Origin of the sequence: Pantoea trifolii (assembly GCF_024506435.1) — a bacterium.
GTDB classification, from domain to species: domain Bacteria; phylum Pseudomonadota; class Gammaproteobacteria; order Enterobacterales; family Enterobacteriaceae; genus Pantoea; species Pantoea trifolii.
Genome location: NZ_JANIET010000001.1, coordinates 3,040,012 through 3,059,082 on the forward strand (window position 1 = coordinate 3,040,012; position 19,071 = coordinate 3,059,082).

A 19,071-nucleotide genomic window follows, 5' to 3' on the forward strand; every position below is an offset into this window, starting at 1 on the left:
GCGACCTTCATCACGTCCGCACCATTAACCAAACCGTCCCGTAATGTAATCTTCGGTACGCCGCGCTTTTGGCGAGGTGAAGATGCGATCGGTTTCGTCAAACTCCACTAATTGTCCGTTATGCATAAACGCGGTGTAATCCGACACGCGTGCCGCCTGCTGCATATTGTGCGTCACTAACACCAGCGTGAAATGCTGCTTCAGCGTAGTCATCAACTCCTCGATCACCAGCGTTGAGATCGGATCAAGTGCCGAGGTGGGCTCATCCAGCAGCAACACTTCCGGCTCAATGGCGATGGCGCGCGCAATCACCAGGCGCTGCTGCTGGCCGTTAGAGAGCGTTAAGGCGTTCTGCCCCAGCTGATCTTTCACTTCGCCCCACAATGCCGCTGCACGCAGCGCACGTTCACAGGCTTCATTCAACACGCGACGATCTCGCACGCCCTGCAAACGCAGGCCGTAAACTACGTTTTCGTAAATCGATTTAGGAAACGGATTCGGCCGCTGGAACACCATGCCAATGCGGCGACGCAGCGCGGGAAGATCCTGATTTGCCTGCATCACCGCGTAATCATCCAGCAGAATCTCGCCTTCGATGCGGCAGCGATCGATTACATCATTCATGCGATTAAAGCAGCGCAGCAGCGTCGATTTGCCGCAGCCGGAAGGACCAATCAACGCCGTGATGCGGTTTTTCGGGATCTGCAGATCAATGTTATTCAGCGCCTGGCGTTCGCCATACCACAGCGACAGCTGATTAACGCGAAGGGCAATGTCGTAGTCGGGCGTCATCAGAAACCTTTTTAGTGCGTCATAAGCCGGTAACGCTCACGCAGCCGATGGCGCAGCGCCATCGCCAGCAGATTGAGCGACAGGATGATCACCACCAGCAGCAAAGCGGTGGCGTAAACCAGCGGTCGATCAGCATCGATATTGGGGCTCTGGAACGCCAAATCGTAGATCTGAAAACCGAGGTGCATGAATTTACGATCGAGGTGCAAATAAGGGAACACCGCATCAACCGGCAGCTCTGGCACCATCTTCACCACGCCCACCAGCATCAGCGGCGCGGTTTCTCCAGCCGCACGCGCCACCGCCAGAATCAGGCCGGTAAGCATGGCCGGTACCGCCAACGGCAGCACCACGCGCCACAGCGTTTCCGCCTGGGTTGCGCCCAGCGCCAGCGATCCCTGACGCAGATTATCCGGAATGCGCGACAATCCCTCTTCGGTCGCAACAATCACCACCGGCAGCGTCAGCAGCGCCAGCGTCAGCGCCGCCCACAGCAAGCCCGGCGTACCAAAAGTCGGATTGGGTAAGGCGCTGGAGAAGAACAGCTGGTCGATGGTGCCACCAATCAGCCAGACAAAGAAACCGAGGCCAAACACGCCATAAACGATCGACGGCACGCCCGCGAGATTCACCACCGCGATGCGCACCAGCCGCGTCAGCGCATTGCGTCCAGCGTATTCGTGCAACCACACCGCAGCGATGACGCCGAGCGGCATGACGATGATCGACATCAACAGCACCATCAGCACAGTGCCAAAAATTGCCGGAAACGCCCCGCTTTCGCCGCCACCGGAAGTCGGTGAATCGCTGACGAATTGCCAAATCTGGCTGAAGAAGTGCAGCGTTTTGTTGGTTAAGGTCATGGCATTCGGATACCACGCATCCACCACCTGCGCCAGCGGGATGGTGTGATCCACGCCGTTCACATCGCGCAGCACCAGCGTATCGCGCTGACTTTCATGCTGCAGATGGGTTAACTGCTGCGCCAGCACGTTGAAGCGGCGTTGTAACGCGGTGCGATTGGCATCAAACTCGGACTGCACTTCCAGGCTGAAGCTGCCGTTACGCTGCTGCTCATCGGCCTGCTGCTGCAGGCTTTCCAGTTGTGCATTCAGGCGCGCCATCTCAATGCGGCGGATGTTACTCGCCTGGCGCAACTGCTCATGTACCTGCTGCAAACGCTGATGCAGCAAGGCATCGCGGCTTTGCGCAGTCATCACTTCATTATCCTGGCGCAGCTCCACCAGCCAGCCATAGGCATTGCCGCCGTTGCGGCGCTGTAGCACCAACACCTCGACTGGACGACGGGTTTTCGCCTCACCCTGGCTGTAAAGCACGCGGAAATCCGGCGCGGCAAAGTCACGGTTACCGGTTTTCACCACATAGCGCCACTGTTCGCCCTGCTGCTGCTTTTGCAAAGTTTCGCCCAGCACCATCACCGCGCTGCCTTCAGGCGGCTGGAACTGATATTGATCGACCGGCTGCGGCCAGAAAGCGCGCACGCCTTGCCAGCCGAGCAAACCAATCAACAAGGTAAACGCCAGCAGGCAAACCGCGACAGCCCCGGCGGTGAGCCAGCGCCAGCGATCGTTCTGTTTCATCGCCGTCATCCGTGGCCCTCATGCTGGCTGTAGCGTTGACGCAGACGCTGACGAATCAACTCGGCGATGGTGTTGATCACCAACGTGAAGATCAACAATATCAACGCGCTGAGGAACAGAATGCGGTAATGCGCGCTGCCCGCTGCGGCTTCGGGCATCTCAATGGCAATGTTGGCGGAGAGCGCACGCAGACCAGCAAATAAGCCGCCTTCGCTGACCGGCGTATTGCCAGTGGCCATCAGCACAATCATCGTCTCGCCGACGGCGCGGCCAAAGCCAATCATTAATGCAGCGAAGATGCCCGCCGAGGCGCCCGGCAGCACCACACGCGTCAGGGTTTGCCACGGCGTGGCACCCAGCGCCAGCGAGCCCTGCCCGAGCGCGCCCGGCACGCTGAACAGCGCATCTTCCGATAAGGTGAAAATCAGCGGTACCAGTGCAAAACCCATCGCCAGCGCAGCGACTAAGAGGTTGCGCTGTTCGTAATGCGCTAAACGCTCGCCAATGTCCGGCCAGAACAGCGTTGGTAGCCACAGCGTTAACAGCGTAACCACCAGCAACACCGGCAGCAGCAAAATCACTTCAAAGCCGGGACGTCGCCAGCTGGCAGGCAACCGCGGACTGAGCACACCGCACAACAGTAAGGTGGCCGCCAGCACCAGCGGCAGCAGCAACACGCCGACCAGCGCGGTACTGATGTGCGGCGCCAGCCACACGCCAGCGATCAAACCAATCACCACGCTTGGCAGCGCGCCCATCATTTCGATCGCCGGTTTCACCCAGCGTCGTAAACCCGGCGACATAAACCACGCGGTATACATCGCGGCAGCCAGCGCCAGCGGCGTGGCGAACAACAGCGCCAGACTGGCAGCTTTTAGCGTGCCCAGCACCAGCGGCATCAGGCTGAACTTGGCTTGATAGCTGTCGCCCGCCGCAGTGGATTGCCATACCCAATCGGCCTGCGGATAGTTTTCGTACCAGATTTTCTGCCACAGGTTGCGCCAGGTGAAATCCGGCCACGGATTATCTAAAGCAAACTGCTGCCATTCCCCGGCGCGTTCGATGATCAAGGCATCACCGCGCGGCGCGAAGGCCAGCGCCTGAATGCCCGGTGCCAACTGGCGGGTTAAGATCGCGCCCTGCTGCTTGCTGGCGAACAGCTGAACCTTGCCCTGCGCATCGTAAGTGGCAAACACGCGGCGCTGCGGTTCCGGCGTGATGCCGCGCACCTGCTGGCTGCCGTTGTAAGTATGAATCTGTTGCAGACGCGGCCCTTTATCACTGGCGATAGCGAACCATTGCTGCACGCCTTGCGCATCCTGAATCAGCAAGGTGCGTCCACCGGCCAGCATATGCAGACTTTGCGGTGGCAGATTGAGAGTTTGGGTTTCGCGTAGCTGCGCGCCATCCGGCGTGATTTGCCACACGCGCAGTAAGCGCCCGCTGCTGGCGTAGAGTAAGGTGCCGTCCGGCGACAGCAGCAGATGATCGGCCTGCTGCTGCGGCAACAGGATCTGATTTACCTTTTGCTGATTTTCTAGCGTCAGCAGGCTGATGCCGGCTGCGGTTTGCGCGGCAATCAACCATTGATGATCGTTGAGAGACGTCAGCGCCATATTACTGACCGGGCCTTGCGGTAAGCGCAGCGGACGATCGCCGAGCGGGAAACCCCATTCGCCGCTGCCGTTGCGGATAACCGGTTGCATTAACAGCAGTTCGCCCTGCATATTGAGCAGCACGCTGCGGTTATCTGGGCTTGCGATCGCCGCATCAGGCTTGCCATTCAGCGCCAGTGCAGGTGCCGCAGGTTGACCATCGAGCGGGATAAAGCGCGCTTCGTTGCGGCTGATGCGCCAGCCCAAATGCCCGTCGCTGCCCATCGCCAGCATTGGGGCTTTGTCCCACAGCTGAATATTGGTGGTGGCATGCATTCCGGGCGCGCTAAACAGCGGCAGCACCACCCAGATCAGCCAGAAGAACAGCAGTAACATCAGCAGCAAAATTCCCACGCCGCAAGCTGTGACAACGCGGCGCACTACATTATCAGTGGCGCGTCGACGACGGTCGCTAAAGTGGACGGGAATACGATTTATGCTCATGCAGGCCAGGTTACCGGTGGAAACAAGTCGCTATGTTGCCCGTAGCTGATTGATAAGACAACCTTTGACGTTGGACAAGCCTGCCATACTCTCGCCATAATGGTGACGGACACTGAGCGGTAACGCATTTTTGTGCATTTTCCGCCGGACATTCCGTCCAGCATCAGCATCTCGGAGTCAGAATGGGTCAGGATAAGCTGTATATAGAAAAAGAATTAAGCTGGTTAAGCTTCAATGAACGTGTGTTACAGGAAGCCTCGGATAAAAGTAATCCGCTGATTGAGCGCATGCGCTTTCTGGGAATTTATTCCAATAACCTCGAAGAGTTCTATAAAGTCCGCTTTGCCGATCTCAAGCGGCGGATTCTGATCAGCGAAGAGCAAGGCAAACCGACCTCTTTGCGACATCTGTTAAAGAAAATTCAGCTACGGGTACAGAAGTCGGATCAAGAGTTTGATGCGCTGTATAACGATCTGCTGCTGGAAATGGCGCGTAATCAGATCTTCCTGATTAACGAACGTCAGCTGTCACCGAATCAGCAAGAGTGGCTGCGCTACTACTTCAAACATCAATTACGCCAGCACGTCACGCCGATTCTGATTAACCATGACACCGATCTGATCGAATTCCTGAAAGACGATTACACCTATCTGGCGGTGGAGATCATTCGCGGCGACGATATTCGTTATGCGCTGCTGGAGATCCCGTCGGATAAAGTGCCGCGCTTTATTAATCTGCCGGCTGAATCGCCCCGTCGCCGCAAACCAATGATTCTGCTGGATAACATCCTGCGCTACTGCCTTGATGAAATTTTCAAAGGCTTCTTCGATTACGATACGCTGAATGCCTATTCAATGAAGATGACGCGCGATGCCGAGTACGATCTGGTAACGGAGATGGAATCGAGCCTGCTGGAGCTGATGTCGTCGAGTCTGAAGCAGCGTCTCAATGCCGAGCCGGTACGTTTCGTTTATCAGCGCGATATGCCGGATGCGATGGTGGAAATGCTGCGCCATAAGCTGTCGATTTCGAACTACGATTCGATTGTGCCCGGCGGCCGCTATCATAACTTCAAAGATTTCATCGGCTTCCCGAACGTCGGCAAAAGCAATCTGGAAAACCGTCCGCTGCCGCAGATTCGTCACATCGGCTTCGACGGCTTCCGCAACGGTTTCGACGCCATCCGCAATCGCGATGTGCTGCTCTACTATCCGTATCACACCTTTGAGCATGTGCTGGAGCTGCTGCGTCAGGCCTCATTCGACCCGAACGTGCTGGCGATTAAGATCAACATTTACCGTGTAGCGAAAAACTCGCGCATCATGGATGCGATGATTCACGCTGCTTATAACGGCAAGAAAGTCACGGTGGTGGTGGAACTGCAGGCGCGCTTCGATGAAGAGGCCAACATCCGCTGGGCGAAACGCCTGACCGAAGCGGGCGTGCATGTGATCTTCTCCGCGCCGGGTCTGAAAATCCACGCCAAGCTGTTCCTGATTTCGCGCCGTGAAGGCGAAGAAATAGTGCGTTATGCGCATATCGGTACCGGGAACTTCAACGAAAAAACCGCGCGCATTTATACTGACTATTCATTGCTGACCGCCGATGCGCGCATCACCAATGAAGTGCGCCGCGTGTTCAACTTCATTGAGAATCCGTATCGCCCGGTGACCTTCGAGCATCTGCTGGTGTCGCCGCAGAACTCACGCGACATGCTGTATAAGTTCATTGATGCCGAGATTGCCAACGCGCAGCAAGGCAATCCTGCCGGCATTACCTTGAAGATCAACAACCTGGTGGATAATGGTTTAGTTGATCGGCTGTATGCCGCCTCGTCGGCAGGCGTGAAAGTGAATCTGCTGGTACGCGGCATGTGTTCGCTGATCCCCGATTTACCAGGCATCAGTGAAAATATTCGTATTACCAGCATCGTTGACCGCTATCTCGAGCACGACCGCGTCTATATTTTTGAGAACGGCGGCGAGAAAAAGGTGTTCCTCTCTTCCGCGGACTGGATGACGCGTAACATTGATCACCGCATTGAAGTTGCCGTGGCGATTCTTGATCCACGCGTGAAGCAACGCATTCTGGACATTATCGCCATTCTGTTTAGTGATACGGTGAAAGCCCGCATCGTCGATAAAGAGCTGAGTAATCGTTATGTGCCGCGCGGCAACCGTAAAAAGGTGCGTTCGCAGCTGGCCATTTACGACTACATCAAGAAACTGGAACAACCCGAATAACGCCTATGCCAATCTCACATAAAAGTACGCCGAAACCTCAAGAATTCGCGGCAATCGACCTCGGCTCGAACAGCTTCCATATGGTCATTGCCCGCGTGGTGGATGGCGCTTTGCAAGTGCTGGGACGTCTGAAACAGCGCGTGCATCTGGCCGATGGGCTGGATGCACACAATCGCCTGAGCGAAGAAGCGATTGAGCGCGGGCTGAGCTGTCTGGCGTTGTTCGCCGAACGTTTGCAGGGCTTTAGTGCCGCCAACGTGACGATCGTCGGTACGCATACGCTGCGTATCGCCAGCAACGCCGAAGAGTTCTTGCAGCGCGCGGCTGAAGTGATTCCCTATCCAATCGAAGTGATTTCCGGCAACGAAGAGGCGCGTTTGATCTTCATGGGCGTGGAACACACGCAGCCGGAAAAAGGCCGCAAGCTGGTAATTGATATCGGCGGCGGCTCAACTGAACTGGTGATTGGTGAAGACTTTGAGCCACAGCTGGTAGAAAGCCGCCGCATGGGCTGCGTCAGCTTCGCCAATCTGTTCTTCCCGAAAGGAGAAATCACGCCCGAAAACTTCCGCCGTGCGCGCCTCTCCGCTGCGCAAAAGCTGGAAACCATGGCGTGGCAATATCGTCTGCACGGCTGGCAATATGCGCTGGGCGCTTCGGGCTCCATCAAAGCCGCCTGCGAAGTCCTGCTGGCGATGGGCGAAAAAGAGAAACTGATTACGCCCGAAACGCTGGAGTTGCTGACCACCGAAGTGCTGAAGCATAAGTCGTTCAACGCGCTGAGCCTGCCGGGCTTGTCGGAAGAGCGTAAAGCGGTGTTTGTGCCGGGCTTAGCGATTTTGTGTGGCGTGTTTGATGCGTTAGCGATTCGCGAACTGCGTCTTTCTGACGGCGCTCTGCGGGAAGGCGTGCTGTATGAGATGGAAGGCCGTTTCCGCCATCAGGATATTCGCAGCCGCACCGCGCAAAGTCTGGCCAATCACTACGCGATTGATAGCGATCAGGCGCGCCGCGTGCTGGAAACCACCGAAAAGCTCTATTTGCAGTGGCAGGAGCAGAATCCAAAGCAAGCCAATCCACAACTGTCGGCGCTGCTAAAGTGGGCCGCGCTGCTGCATGAAGTGGGATTGACCATCAATCACAGCGGCATGCAGCGCCATTCGGCCTACATCCTGCAAAACTCCAACATGCCGGGCTTTAATCAGGATCAACAGATGCTGTTGGCGACGCTGGTACGTTATCACCGCAAAGCGGTGAAGCAGGATGAGATGCCACGTTTCACCTTGTTTAAAAAGAAACAGTTTCTGCCGATGGTATTCCTGCTGCGTCTTGGCACGCTGCTGAATAATCAGCGCCAGGCGACCACTAAACCAGATTCGCTCAAGCTCAGCACCGACGACGGCCACTGGACGCTGACCTTCCCTGCCGGCTTCCTGAGCCAGAATACGCTGGTGCAGCTGGATCTGGAGCGCGAGCAAGCTTACTGGAATGATGTCACCGGCTGGAAACTGATGCTGGAAGAAGAGGAGTAAAGCGGGCAGTTGGCCCGCAATCTGGTTATGACTACACGCCCCGATAACTATTACGCTGAAAAATACGCTCTAACGCCGACCCATTCTGAAGTGCTGGCGGCCCTGCCACATCTTGAAGTGGGGATAGCGCTGGATTTGGGCTGCGGCCAGGGCCGCAATAGCCTGTTTCTCAATCAGCATGGCTTTGAGGTAACGGCCTGGGACAGTAATCCCGCCAGTCTGGAACGCCTGAACAGCATCATCGCGGAAGAGGATCTGCAGAACATTCACACCGAGCTGTGCGATCTCAATAGCGTACGGTTCAACGGCGCCTATCAGTTTGTGCTGTCGACCGTGGTGATGATGTTCCTGCAACCGGCAACCATTCCGCAGTTGATTGCCGATATGCAGGCCAGCACGCGTAAATATGGCTACAACCTGATTGTGGCGGCGATGGATACCGATGATTATCCCAATACGCAAAATTTCCCGTTTGCGTTTAAATCCGGTGAGCTCAGCCACTATTACCGCAACTGGCACATCGTGAAGTACAACGAAGATGTCGGTGAACTGCATCGTCGTGATGAAAACGGTAACCGGATTAAATGTCGTTTCGCCACGCTGCTGGCGCAGAAAGCCAGCTACTAAGCTAACGGCCGCCTTGTGCGGCCGTTACTTTGTCTGATGTTGATCTATGTGCTGAACCTTTTTTGCTCATTTTTCACACAGCGATTGCTTTAGCGATCTAAGTGTGACTAAATATTGCCTCCGCCCAACCGGGCAATTACAGGAACCACCCCGCGTGAACAGCGCTATCTCTGCACGAAGACGTCCCAAAACCGGTACCATGACCCGCGTGGTATTACTGGTCAGCTTCTTAATTTTGTTTGGCCGCCTGCTTTTCATCATTCCCGGTGCCATCGAGCATCATCAGCAAAAGAAAGCCATCCCTGAACCGGTCACGCTGAGCACCAGTGATTCGCGCTAAAACATTGCGGGTCGCCTGTCGCTGCTAAACATTGTCCTTTGAGACAATGCTGCTTTTTACGTCCTGTTACCCGCAACGCGCTACACTGTGAGCTGACTTTACAGACACAAGGAACGCGTTATGTCTGCTTCGCATTCACAAAAATTAGCTGAAACCCGCCATCACATCCTGAACCTGCTGCTCAACGAGCATGATCTGGTTGATGTTCTGCTGGATAAATCCGTCGATCTTAATGCGGGTGAACTGCGTGATATCACCGACTGGCGTCATGAATTAGAGCGTGAGCTGCAGCAATTACACGCCGCGGATTTGGCCGACATCCTCGAAGCCTTGCCGGAAGAAGAGCGTCAGGCGCTGTGGCGTTTAGTGCCGACGGCACAGCGCGGCCATGTGCTGGTTGAGGCTTCAGAAACCGTTTGGGCCAGCCTGACGGAAGAAATGTCTGATCGCGATATTCTGCACGCCATTGAGCCGCTGGATATCGACGATCAGGTATATCTGGCGCGCTACTTGCCGCGCGATTTAACCGGGCGTCTGCTCACCACTCTTGAGCCAAGCCTGCGCGCACGGTTGATGAGCGTGATCGAACTGGATCGCGACCGCGTCGGGCAGATCATGGATTTCAACATCCTGACGGTACGCTCTGACGTAACCTTAGCCACGGTGCAGCGCTATCTGCGTAAAGGCAAAAAAATGCCTGACGGCACCGATAAGATCTTTATCACCGATGAACAGAACCAACTGCAGGGCGAACTCACGCTCACGGATATTCTGCTCAACAAACCGAAGATGCTGGTCGCCGAAGTGATGAATCCGCATCCCACTACGTTTCAACTCAACGACAAAGCGGAAGACGCCGCCAGTGCGTTCGAACGTTATAACCTGATCTCCGCTGCGGTAACCGATGCACAAGGTAAGCTGATTGGCCGTATCACCATTGAAGACGTGGTCGATTTGGTGAACGAAGAGAATGAAAGCAACATCCGTAAAATGGGTGGTATCAGCCAGGGCGAAGACGTGTTTGCGCCGGTGCGTAAAGCGGTGGGCAAACGCTGGGCCTGGCTGGCGGTTAACCTGTGTACCGCGTTTGTCGCTTCGCGCGTGATTGGCCTGTTTGAAGCCACCATATCGCAACTGGTTGCGCTGGCGGCGCTAATGCCTATCGTTGCGGGCATCGGTGGCAATACCGGCAATCAAACCATCACCATGATTGTGCGCGCATTGGCGCTGCATCAGGTTGAACCGGGTAACTTCTCGTTCCTGATCATGCGTGAACTCGGCGTGGCATTAATAAACGGCCTGTTCTGGGGCGGTATTATGGGCGGCGTCACCTGGCTGATGTACGACAATCTGCAACTCGGCGGCGTAATGATGCTGGCGATGGTGCTGAACCTGCTACTGGCCGCGCTGATGGGCGTGCTGATTCCGTTAATCATGACTAAGATGAAACGCGATCCTGCCGTTGGCTCCAGCGTGCTGATCACCGCCATCACCGATACCGGCGGATTCTTTATCTTCCTCGGGCTTGCGACGATCTTTTTGCTGCATCATTAAGGCTTTAAACAGTGTGCGTAACGTTGCAGCATCTGCTGTAAATTGAGTTGCAACGTTGCGCGCGCCAGTTCACTCAATGCTGGATTGACCCGCGTTGAACCACGCTGATTTAACCATTCCAGCACATCAATTAAATGCCATAACGCTGTTTTTCCATCATGAATTGGGCGTGGAAACTGCGGGCTGTGGCTCAGCATTAGCTTACGCATGTTCTGCCGCGAAACACCTATCAACTCTGCAATATCGGTCAGCCCGACTAAATCCGGCGCGGCCTCGATCAGTTCAGCATCTGGCAATGCCTGAAAAACATCATCTAACGCGCTGCGCACCGCATCCTGTGCAGTGCTGGCTTCCCGGCTGAACGTCATGCTTAATTTTCCCGCCACACCCGCGCCAATTAACGCATCATCGCAACCTTGCGAGCCGAGACGCTCAAGCGCTTCATCAGTGTCGATTTCATCGTTAAGCTGAAAACGCAGCGTAAACTCAAATTCCATGTTTCACTCCCCGTCACTTAATCCGCTTAGGACTTTCACTGCAGTTATCCACCACGCGCCGTAGTAATTTGGCATGCGTTTCAGGATTTTTTGGCGTGCTCCAGATGCAGGTAATACAGTAATCCCCACATCGACACTCTGCCGAGTTATCGGGGCAGTACATCTTGCCCCACGCATGGTGGCCGCCGATTGCAATTTTCCAACCTCTCGCTTCCGCATACCGCAACGCTTCTTCTACCGCTTTATGCGGATGCCGCTTCCTGTCTGACATCGCAGGTTACCTTATGCTCACCGCACCAAGTTGTCAACTGACAACCATAGAATAATTCGATACTATTTCAGCGGTGAACGCTGCGGTAAATAACCAGAACGGTCTCAACGAGCTGTGCTTGTGTTTTGTGCTGGAAGACAGCGCACAAAATCAAGCGCACAGCCCATGAAGTGCATATAGACTCTGTTGTTAACACTGACCTGATGGAGAAGAAGCATGTTTAACGTGGATGATTTTGTGCAGTCTAAGACCGGTGGCCCAAAGATGCAGGTGCTGCGCGTGGAAGGCGATATGCTGTGGTGCGCTCGTGTTGACGATCACATCAAGCGCGAAATTGAAGTCAGAGCCGATACCGTAAATCTGTATCACGAAGACGGCGATTTTGGCGTCTGCTAAAAAAACGGCCCCAAAACGGGGCCATTTTTAGGGATTGTCGCGCTGCACATTATTCTGCCCGATGCCGCCGATAAACGGCAGACGCAGCCTGAACGGTGTGAAATCCAGCCCCATGTTCAACCCCAGCAGGTTCACTTCCAGCCCCTCTTCCGCGCCAACTGTCACGCCCAACACACCCAGTAGCGAAAGCTGCACGCCGCGACCTGAAGGCGGTAAACCCACCGGGTTAAGCAGTGAGCGATAATCTTTGCCGAGCGCGTTAGCCGGTAGATCCAGCTTCAACGCCGGTACCTCGCGGCCAATGTGCGCCATAAAGGTATTGCTGTTGGGTCCAGGCCAGGCGTGATAGGTCGTCGGCCACGGATAGGATTTTATCGCCGCTTCGATCTGCGGAATCATCGCTTCTGCGCTACTGCCGCGATGATCAACCAGCAGACGCGGCTTCGCGCCGTACCAGTAGCCATCCGGGAGATTACTGTTGCGCCGCACCTTATCGCCGCTGCCCCAGCTAATCACTTCATAGCGGTTGTAGCGGGTTTCACCGGCGCGTTTAAAGATAATCCATGGATGCACCGCTACGGCGCCCTTCCAGCCATAAGTCGGCGCAGCATAAACCTGCACGATAGCTTCAGCCGCATAACGCTGTGGATCCGGTGCGATACCGGCAGAATCGCGCCTTGCGGACGCCCAGCCACCGCGTTCAGAGGTGAGCTCACCGCTTCGCGTTGCCTGCGCCAGACTCGCGCCTAATGAAAGCAAGATGATGCAAAGAAAAGAGATCATTACGGCTTTGAAAGGCAACATCGAAGGCATCCTGATGAGTAAAAATCACTCGTTATCTTGCAACGAAACGAGTGAGTTTGTATTCACTAACTATGCGATTCATTTAGCCGTTTCATTTGCCACCAGATTCATTTGCCACCAGAACGTTTGAAAGAAAAAGCCCGCAATTAAGCGGGCTTAGTTTTTACGCAGTAATCAGAGCAGGATTTATTCCCACTCGATCGTCGCAGGTGGTTTACCCGAAATATCATAAACCACGCGGGAAATGCCGTTCACTTCGTTGATGATGCGGTTAGAGACGCGGCCGAGGAAATCGTACGGCAGGTGCGCCCAGTGCGCGGTCATGAAGTCGATGGTTTCCACCGCACGCAGTGAAACTACCCAATCGTATTTACGCCCATCGCCCATTACGCCAACAGAACGCACTGGCAGGAACACGGTGAACGCCTGGCTGACTTTGTTGTACAGGTCAGCTTTATGCAGCTCTTCAATGAAGATGGCGTCTGCACGACGCAGCAGGTCGCAGTACTCTTTCTTTACTTCGCCCAGCACGCGCACGCCCAAACCTGGACCTGGGAACGGGTGACGATACAGCATATCGTACGGCAAGCCGAGTTCCAGACCGATTTTACGCACTTCGTCTTTGAACAGCTCTTTCAGCGGCTCAACCAGGCCCATCTTCATCTCTTTTGGCAAACCGCCCACGTTGTGGTGCGATTTGATTACGTGCGCTTTACCGGTGGCAGAAGCCGCCGATTCGATCACGTCAGGATAGATGGTGCCCTGCGCCAGCCACTTCACATCTTCCAGACGCAGTGCCTGCTCATCGAACACTTCAACAAATACGCGGCCAATGATTTTACGTTTAGCTTCAGGATCGTTCTCGCCCGCCAGCGCATCAAGGAAGCGCGCTTCAGCCGCCACGTGCACGATGTTCAGGCCGAAGTGGTCGCCAAACATGTCCAGCACCTGCTCAGCTTCGTTCAGACGCAGTAAACCGTTGTCGACGAACACACAGGTCAGACGCTCGCCGATGGCGCGGTGCAGCAGCATCGCGGTCACAGAAGAGTCCACGCCGCCTGACAGGCCGAGGATCACTTTGTCTTCGCCAACCTGCTCACGAATACGCTCAACCGCATCTTCGATGATTTTGGCTGGTGTCCACAGCGCTTCGCAGCCGCAGATGTCACGAATGAAACGCTCGAGCATGCGCAGGCCCTGACGCGTGTGCGTCACTTCCGGGTGGAACTGCACGCCGTAGAATTTCTTCTCTTCATTCGCCATGATGGCGAACGGACAGGTTTCGGTGCTGGCAACGGTTTCGAAACCGGCTGGGATGGCGGTGACTTTGTCGCCGTGGCTCATCCACACGTCCAGCAGCGGTTTACCTGCTGCGCTAATCGCATCTTCGATGTCACGCACCAGCGCACTCTGGGTCAGCACTTCAACCTGCGCATAACCAAATTCGCGCTCGTTAGAGCCTTCTACCTTGCCGCCCAGCTGCATCGCCATGGTCTGCATGCCGTAGCAAACACCCAACACGGGCACGCCGGCGTTAAACACGTATTCCGGCGCACGCGGGCTGTTCAACTCGGTGGTGCTTTCCGGGCCGCCAGAGAGAATGATGCCGTTCGGGTTGAACTGGCGAATTTGCTCTTCGGTGACATCCCACGCCCAGAGCTCGCAGTAAACACCCAGTTCGCGCACGCGGCGCGCAACCAGCTGCGTATACTGAGAACCAAAATCGAGGATCAAAATACGATGTTTATGAATATTTTCAGTCGTCATTGAGGCGTTTCCATTGGGATGGACTTAATAATAAAAGCGCCCGGCGAGTGCCGGGCGCTAAATTTTACGGGATTATGAACCCATGCGGTAGTTTGGCGACTCTTTGGTGATGGTCACGTCATGCACGTGGCTTTCGTTGATGCCCGCGCCGCTGATGCGCACGAACTCCGCTTTGGTACGCAGATCGTCGATGGTTGGGCAACCGGTCAGGCCCATGCAAGAGCGCAGGCCGCCCATTTGCTGGTGCACGATCTCTTTCAGGCGGCCTTTATAGGCAACGCGACCTTCGATACCTTCCGGTACCAGTTTGTCAGCGGCGTTATCGCTCTGGAAGTAACGGTCTGAAGAGCCTTTAGACATCGCGCCCAATGAACCCATACCGCGATAAGACTTGAACGAACGGCCTTGATAAAGCTCGATTTCGCCCGGAGACTCTTCGGTACCGGCCAGCATCGAGCCAACCATCACGGCCGCTGCGCCTGCTGCAATCGCTTTAGCGATGTCGCCAGAGAAGCGGATGCCGCCATCAGCGATAACCGGAATGCCGGTGCCTTCCAGCGCGGCAACCGCATCAGAAACCGCGGTGATCTGTGGAACGCCAACGCCGGTAACGATACGCGTGGTGCAAATTGAGCCAGGGCCGATACCCACTTTCACCGCGCTCACGCCAGCCTGCGCCAGCGCCAGTGCGCCTGCGCCGGTAGCGACGTTGCCGCCAATGATTTCCAGGTTCGGGTATTTTGCACGGGTTTCACGAATGCGCTGCAGCACGCCTTCAGAATGACCGTGTGACGAGTCAATCAGCAGCACGTCAACGCCAGCAGCCACCAGCGCATCGACACGCTCTTCGTTGCCTGCACCAGCACCTACCGCCGCGCCTACGCGCAGGCGGCCTTCCGCATCTTTACAGGCGTTAGGTTTACGTTCGGCTTTCTGGAAATCTTTAACGGTGATCATGCCCAGCAGGTGGAAGCTGTCATCAACAACCAGCGCTTTCTCAACACGCTTCTCGTGCATTTTGTGCAGCACAACTTCGCGGGCTTCACCCTCTTTCACCGTGACCAGACGCTCCTTCGGGGTCATCACCGCAGAAACCGGCAACGTCAGGTCGGTAACAAAACGCACGTCACGGCCAGTGATGATGCCCACCAACTCGTTCTCGGTGTTCACTACCGGATAACCGGCGAAACCGTTACGTTCGGTCAGCTCTTTCACCGCCGCCAGCGCGGTGGTTGGCAGCACGGTTTGCGGATCGGTAACTACGCCGCTTTCGTGTTTTTTCACCTTACGAACTTCGTCTGCCTGGCGCTCAATTGACATGTTTTTGTGAATAAAGCCCAACCCCCCTTCCTGCGCCAGTGCAATGGCCAGACCGGCTTCGGTCACGGTGTCCATGGCAGCAGAGAGCATTGGGATGTTAAGACGGATGTTTTTCGTCAGTTGAGTGCTGAGATCAGCGGTGTTTGGTAAGACAGTGGAGTGAGCGGGAACGAGCAGAACGTCGTCAAATGTGAGGGCTTCTTTAGCGATTCTTAACATTGCAATATCTCCACCTGGGGGCGATTAAAACAGATAAAATATTGCCGCGGCATTATACAGGCCGAAACCGATTGCCTCCAGTGTTTTTTCAGAAAATGTCTTGATCCTCGGGGCAAGCAATGTAGTATCAGTTGATTAACCCTCTGATTTAAAATTTGATCTACATCACATGTCGCTACCGCCAACCGCCAATATTTTTACCGTCAGCCGCCTGAACACCACGGTGCGCCAACTACTGGAAAATGAGATGGGCCTGGTGTGGCTCAGCGCTGAAATTTCAAATTTCACTCAGCCCTCTTCCGGTCATTGGTACTTCACGTTGAAGGATGATGGCGCACAAGTGCGCTGCGCAATGTTCCGCAACAGCAATCGTCGCGTCACCTTCCGTCCTCAACATGGCCAGCAAGTGTTAGTGCGCGCCAGCATCACGCTGTATGAGCCGCGCGGCGATTATCAGCTGATTATCGAAAGCATGCATCCGGCCGGTGAAGGCTTGCTGCAGCAGCAATTTGAACAGCTGAAAGCGCGTTTAGCCGCGGAAGGCTTATTCGATCAACAGTTTAAACAGCCGCTGCCGGATCCGGCGCGTCAGGTGGGCGTGATTACCTCCGCCACCGGCGCGGCGCTGCACGACGTGCTGCGCGTGCTGCATCGACGCGATCCTTCACTGCCGGTGATTATCTATCCCACCGCGGTGCAAGGCGTGGATGCGCCGGCTGGTATTGTGCGTGCCATTGAGCTGGCTAACCAGCGCGATGAGTGTGACGTGCTGATTGTCGGTCGTGGCGGCGGTTCACTGGAAGATTTGTGGAGCTTCAATGACGAGCGTGTGGCGCGGGCGATTTTTGCCAGCCGCCTGCCGATTGTCAGCGCCGTTGGGCATGAAACCGATGTCACTATCGCTGACTTCGTAGCGGATTTACGTGCGCCGACGCCGTCTGCTGCGGCAGAATTGGTGAGCCGTAATCAGCTTGAACTGTTGCGCCGTTTGCAGTCGCAGCAGCAGCGCATGGAGATGGCGATGGATTTCTATCTGGCTCAGCAGCAGCGTCGTTTCACGCGCATTCAGCACCGCTTGCAGCAGCAGCATCCACAGCTGCGTCTGGCACGCCAGCAAACCGCGTTATTTCAGCTGCAGCGCCGTCTCGGTGAAGCGATGGATCAGCGCCTGCGGGTGGCCAACCGTCAGCAGGATCGCCTGCTGCAACGCCTCAATGCCCAGCAGCCGCAGGGACGTATTCTGCGCGCTCAGCAGCAGCTCCAGCAATGGCACTATCGCTTACAGCAGGGCATGGAGAAGCAGCTCAATCACAATCGTCAGCGCTTTGGCACGCTGGCGGCACAGCTGGAAGGCGTGAGCCCGCTGGCGACGCTGGCGCGTGGCTTCAGCGTCACCACCGACACCCAAGGTCAGGTGGTGAAGAAAACCCAACAGCTGAGCAAAGGCGACTTGCTGCGCACCCGGCTGGACGATGGCTGGGTGGAAAGCCAGGTTACCGCACTCGAACCGCAGAAATCCCGGAGCCGCAAAGCGCGTTCATAGCGGGAAAACTATACTTCTGGCATGTACCTCAATGGCCAGGAGTTTTTTATGTCTTACAGCGTTATTCCTCCCTACATTCTGCGCAATATCATTGATAACTGCTCCGGCGCGCAACAAGACTACGCGCGCCGCACCCTCACCCACGTCCAGCACTTGATGGGCGAACATAACGCTAAACCAGCAAGCACCGCCACCGCTCAGCCAGGCACGGTGCTGCGTGCTATCTATGACGCCGAAGGAACGCAAAATCTGCCCGGCACGTTGGTGCGCGAAGAAGGCCAGCCGGGAAATGGTGATGTTGCAGCCGAAGAAGCCTGGAACTATCTCGGCATTACCCACGATTTCTTCTGGCAAATCTACCAACGCAACTCGCTGGACAATAAAGGCCTCAAGCTCGATGGCACCGTGCATTACGGCAAGGAGTATCAGAACGCCTTCTGGAACGGGCAGCAGATGGTGTTTGGTGACGGTGACGGCGAGATTTTCAATCGCTTCACTATCGCGCTGGATGTGGTGGCGCACGAGCTGACGCACGGCGTGACAGAAACCGAAGCGGGATTGATCTATTTCCAGCAGGCAGGCGCGCTGAATGAATCGATGTCTGACGTGTTTGGTTCGCTGGTGAAGCAATTTCACCTCAAGCAGAGCGCCGATCAGGCCGACTGGATTATCGGCGAAGGGTTACTGGCGCAGGGCATCAACGGGCGCGGATTGCGCTCGATGTCGTCACCGGGAACGGCCTACGATGATCCTGTGCTGGGTAAAGATCCGCAACCGGCCGATATGGCGCACTATATCGAAACGCGTGACGACAACGGCGGCGTGCACCTCAATTCCGGCATTCCCAATCGCGCTTTTTACCTCGCCGCTAAAGCGCTGGGCGGCTTTGCGTGGGAACAGGCCGGTCAAGCCTGGTACGACACGCTGTGCGACGAAACGCTGCCACAGGATGCCGATTTCAGCACCTTTGCGCGCTTTACCGTGCAGCACGCCAATCAACGATTCAACAGCTCAGTGGCGGAAAAGATCCAATCCGCCTGGCAGCAGGTAGGCGTAACATGGACATCCAACTGACCGATGACGCAATCATCGAGCTGGCGCGGGAAGGCGGAATCGCTTTTATCCCTAAACTGCGCGGCGAACGGCGCTTTGCGCTGGCGGAACTGCCGGAACCGCAAAAGCAGCGCGTCTGCGAAGTACTGGAACAAGCAATGCCCTTGGGGGAAACGGAAGATCAGGCGGCAAATGTCGGTCGTGGCGATCAGCGCTACTACCGCATTCAAATCTCTTACACCACACATCGTGAAGCGGGAAGTTTCGTGATTTTAATTCCCGAACAACTGGCGCCCCCCGAGCTGCAATCGCTGTGGCGAGACGGTGAATAGGTTATAGGAGATCTCTCAAGGCAGAGCGTAACTGATTGACTATACTCATTATGTGGCTAGCTAGTCCACGTCGAAGAAAAC

General features: G+C 55.7%; 16 protein-coding genes. 9 read left to right on the forward strand and 7 right to left on the reverse strand.

Features of this window, described 5'->3' with window-relative positions:
• Positions 1 to 24 precede the first annotated feature (24 nt).
• Genes pstB through NQH49_RS14155 form a run of 3 tightly spaced genes read right to left on the reverse strand, consistent with a single transcriptional unit; the run spans position 25 to position 4,492 of the window.
• Positions 25 to 792, reverse strand: a complete 768-nt coding sequence (gene pstB, locus NQH49_RS14145; RefSeq protein WP_256697092.1) for a phosphate ABC transporter ATP-binding protein PstB — start codon at positions 790 to 792, stop codon at positions 25 to 27.
• A gap of 11 nt (positions 793 to 803) precedes the next feature.
• Positions 804 to 2,402 carry a phosphate ABC transporter permease PstA gene (pstA, locus tag NQH49_RS14150; RefSeq protein WP_256697093.1) on the reverse strand — a complete coding sequence of 533 codons (1,599 nt, stop codon included), beginning with the start codon at positions 2,400 to 2,402 and terminating at the stop codon, positions 804 to 806.
• Positions 2,399 to 4,492 carry an ABC transporter permease subunit gene (locus NQH49_RS14155; RefSeq protein WP_256697094.1) on the reverse strand — a complete coding sequence of 698 codons (2,094 nt, stop codon included), beginning with the start codon at positions 4,490 to 4,492 and terminating at the stop codon, positions 2,399 to 2,401. Before NQH49_RS14155 ends, pstA begins: the two co-directional genes overlap by 4 nt.
• A gap of 182 nt (positions 4,493 to 4,674) precedes the next feature.
• Between NQH49_RS14155 and ppk1 the strand changes: the two genes are divergently transcribed.
• From ppk1 to mgtE, 5 genes are all read left to right on the forward strand, one after another.
• A complete protein-coding gene (gene ppk1 / locus NQH49_RS14160) occupies positions 4,675 to 6,735 on the forward strand; it encodes a polyphosphate kinase 1 (RefSeq protein ID WP_008108325.1) in 2,061 nt (686 codons plus the stop codon).
• Between the two features lie 5 nt (positions 6,736 to 6,740).
• Entirely contained in the window at positions 6,741 to 8,267 is a 1,527-nt protein-coding gene (gene ppx / locus NQH49_RS14165) for an exopolyphosphatase (protein ID WP_008108324.1), read from the forward strand.
• A 21-nt stretch (positions 8,268 to 8,288) separates the two neighbouring features.
• Positions 8,289 to 8,894: a tellurite resistance methyltransferase TehB gene (gene tehB / locus NQH49_RS14170; RefSeq protein ID WP_372340035.1), complete on the forward strand. Its 606-nt coding sequence runs from the start codon at positions 8,289 to 8,291 to the stop codon at positions 8,892 to 8,894.
• Positions 8,895 to 9,048: 154 nt separating this feature from the next.
• Entirely contained in the window at positions 9,049 to 9,234 is a 186-nt protein-coding gene (locus NQH49_RS14175) for a YfgG family protein (protein WP_008108322.1), read from the forward strand.
• A 120-nt stretch (positions 9,235 to 9,354) separates the two neighbouring features.
• On the forward strand, positions 9,355 to 10,788 hold the full coding sequence (mgtE, locus tag NQH49_RS14180) for a magnesium transporter (protein WP_008108321.1): 1,434 nt from the start codon (positions 9,355 to 9,357) through the stop codon (positions 10,786 to 10,788).
• Here mgtE and NQH49_RS14185 read toward each other — a convergent pair.
• Complete coding sequence (locus NQH49_RS14185) at positions 10,785 to 11,285, reverse strand: helix-turn-helix transcriptional regulator (RefSeq protein ID WP_256697096.1); 501 nt, start codon at positions 11,283 to 11,285, stop codon at positions 10,785 to 10,787. The two genes, mgtE and NQH49_RS14185, sit on opposite strands and share 4 nt — an antisense overlap.
• 487 nt (positions 11,286 to 11,772) lie before the next feature.
• On the opposite strand from NQH49_RS14185, the gene NQH49_RS14195 reads away from it, so the two are divergent.
• A complete protein-coding gene (locus NQH49_RS14195; RefSeq protein ID WP_008108319.1) occupies positions 11,773 to 11,952 on the forward strand; it encodes a GDFGVC terminal motif YodC-like protein in 180 nt (59 codons plus the stop codon).
• Between the two features lie 27 nt (positions 11,953 to 11,979).
• On the opposite strand, the gene NQH49_RS14200 is transcribed toward NQH49_RS14195, so the two are convergent.
• The 3 genes from NQH49_RS14200 to guaB form a co-directional block, all read right to left on the reverse strand.
• Positions 11,980 to 12,756, reverse strand: a complete 777-nt coding sequence (locus NQH49_RS14200) for a DUF3750 domain-containing protein (RefSeq protein WP_061717957.1) — start codon at positions 12,754 to 12,756, stop codon at positions 11,980 to 11,982.
• Positions 12,757 to 12,942: 186 nt separating this feature from the next.
• Complete coding sequence (gene guaA, locus NQH49_RS14205) at positions 12,943 to 14,523, reverse strand: glutamine-hydrolyzing GMP synthase (RefSeq protein WP_256697099.1); 1,581 nt, start codon at positions 14,521 to 14,523, stop codon at positions 12,943 to 12,945.
• 72 nt (positions 14,524 to 14,595) lie between these two features.
• A complete protein-coding gene (gene guaB / locus NQH49_RS14210; RefSeq protein WP_008108316.1) occupies positions 14,596 to 16,062 on the reverse strand; it encodes an IMP dehydrogenase in 1,467 nt (488 codons plus the stop codon).
• 169 nt (positions 16,063 to 16,231) lie between these two features.
• Between guaB and xseA the strand changes: the two genes are divergently transcribed.
• From xseA to NQH49_RS14225, 3 genes are read left to right on the forward strand one after another with little or no spacing between them, the layout of a single operon-like run.
• Complete coding sequence (xseA, locus tag NQH49_RS14215) at positions 16,232 to 17,605, forward strand: exodeoxyribonuclease VII large subunit (RefSeq protein ID WP_256697100.1); 1,374 nt, start codon at positions 16,232 to 16,234, stop codon at positions 17,603 to 17,605.
• 48 nt (positions 17,606 to 17,653) lie between these two features.
• Positions 17,654 to 18,679, forward strand: coding sequence for a M4 family metallopeptidase (locus tag NQH49_RS14220; protein ID WP_256697101.1), 1,026 nt, complete (start codon positions 17,654 to 17,656; stop codon positions 18,677 to 18,679).
• Positions 18,664 to 18,990, forward strand: coding sequence for a protealysin inhibitor emfourin (locus NQH49_RS14225; protein WP_256697103.1), 327 nt, complete (start codon positions 18,664 to 18,666; stop codon positions 18,988 to 18,990). Before NQH49_RS14220 ends, NQH49_RS14225 begins: the two co-directional genes overlap by 16 nt.
• Positions 18,991 to 19,071: the final 81 nt, after the last annotated feature.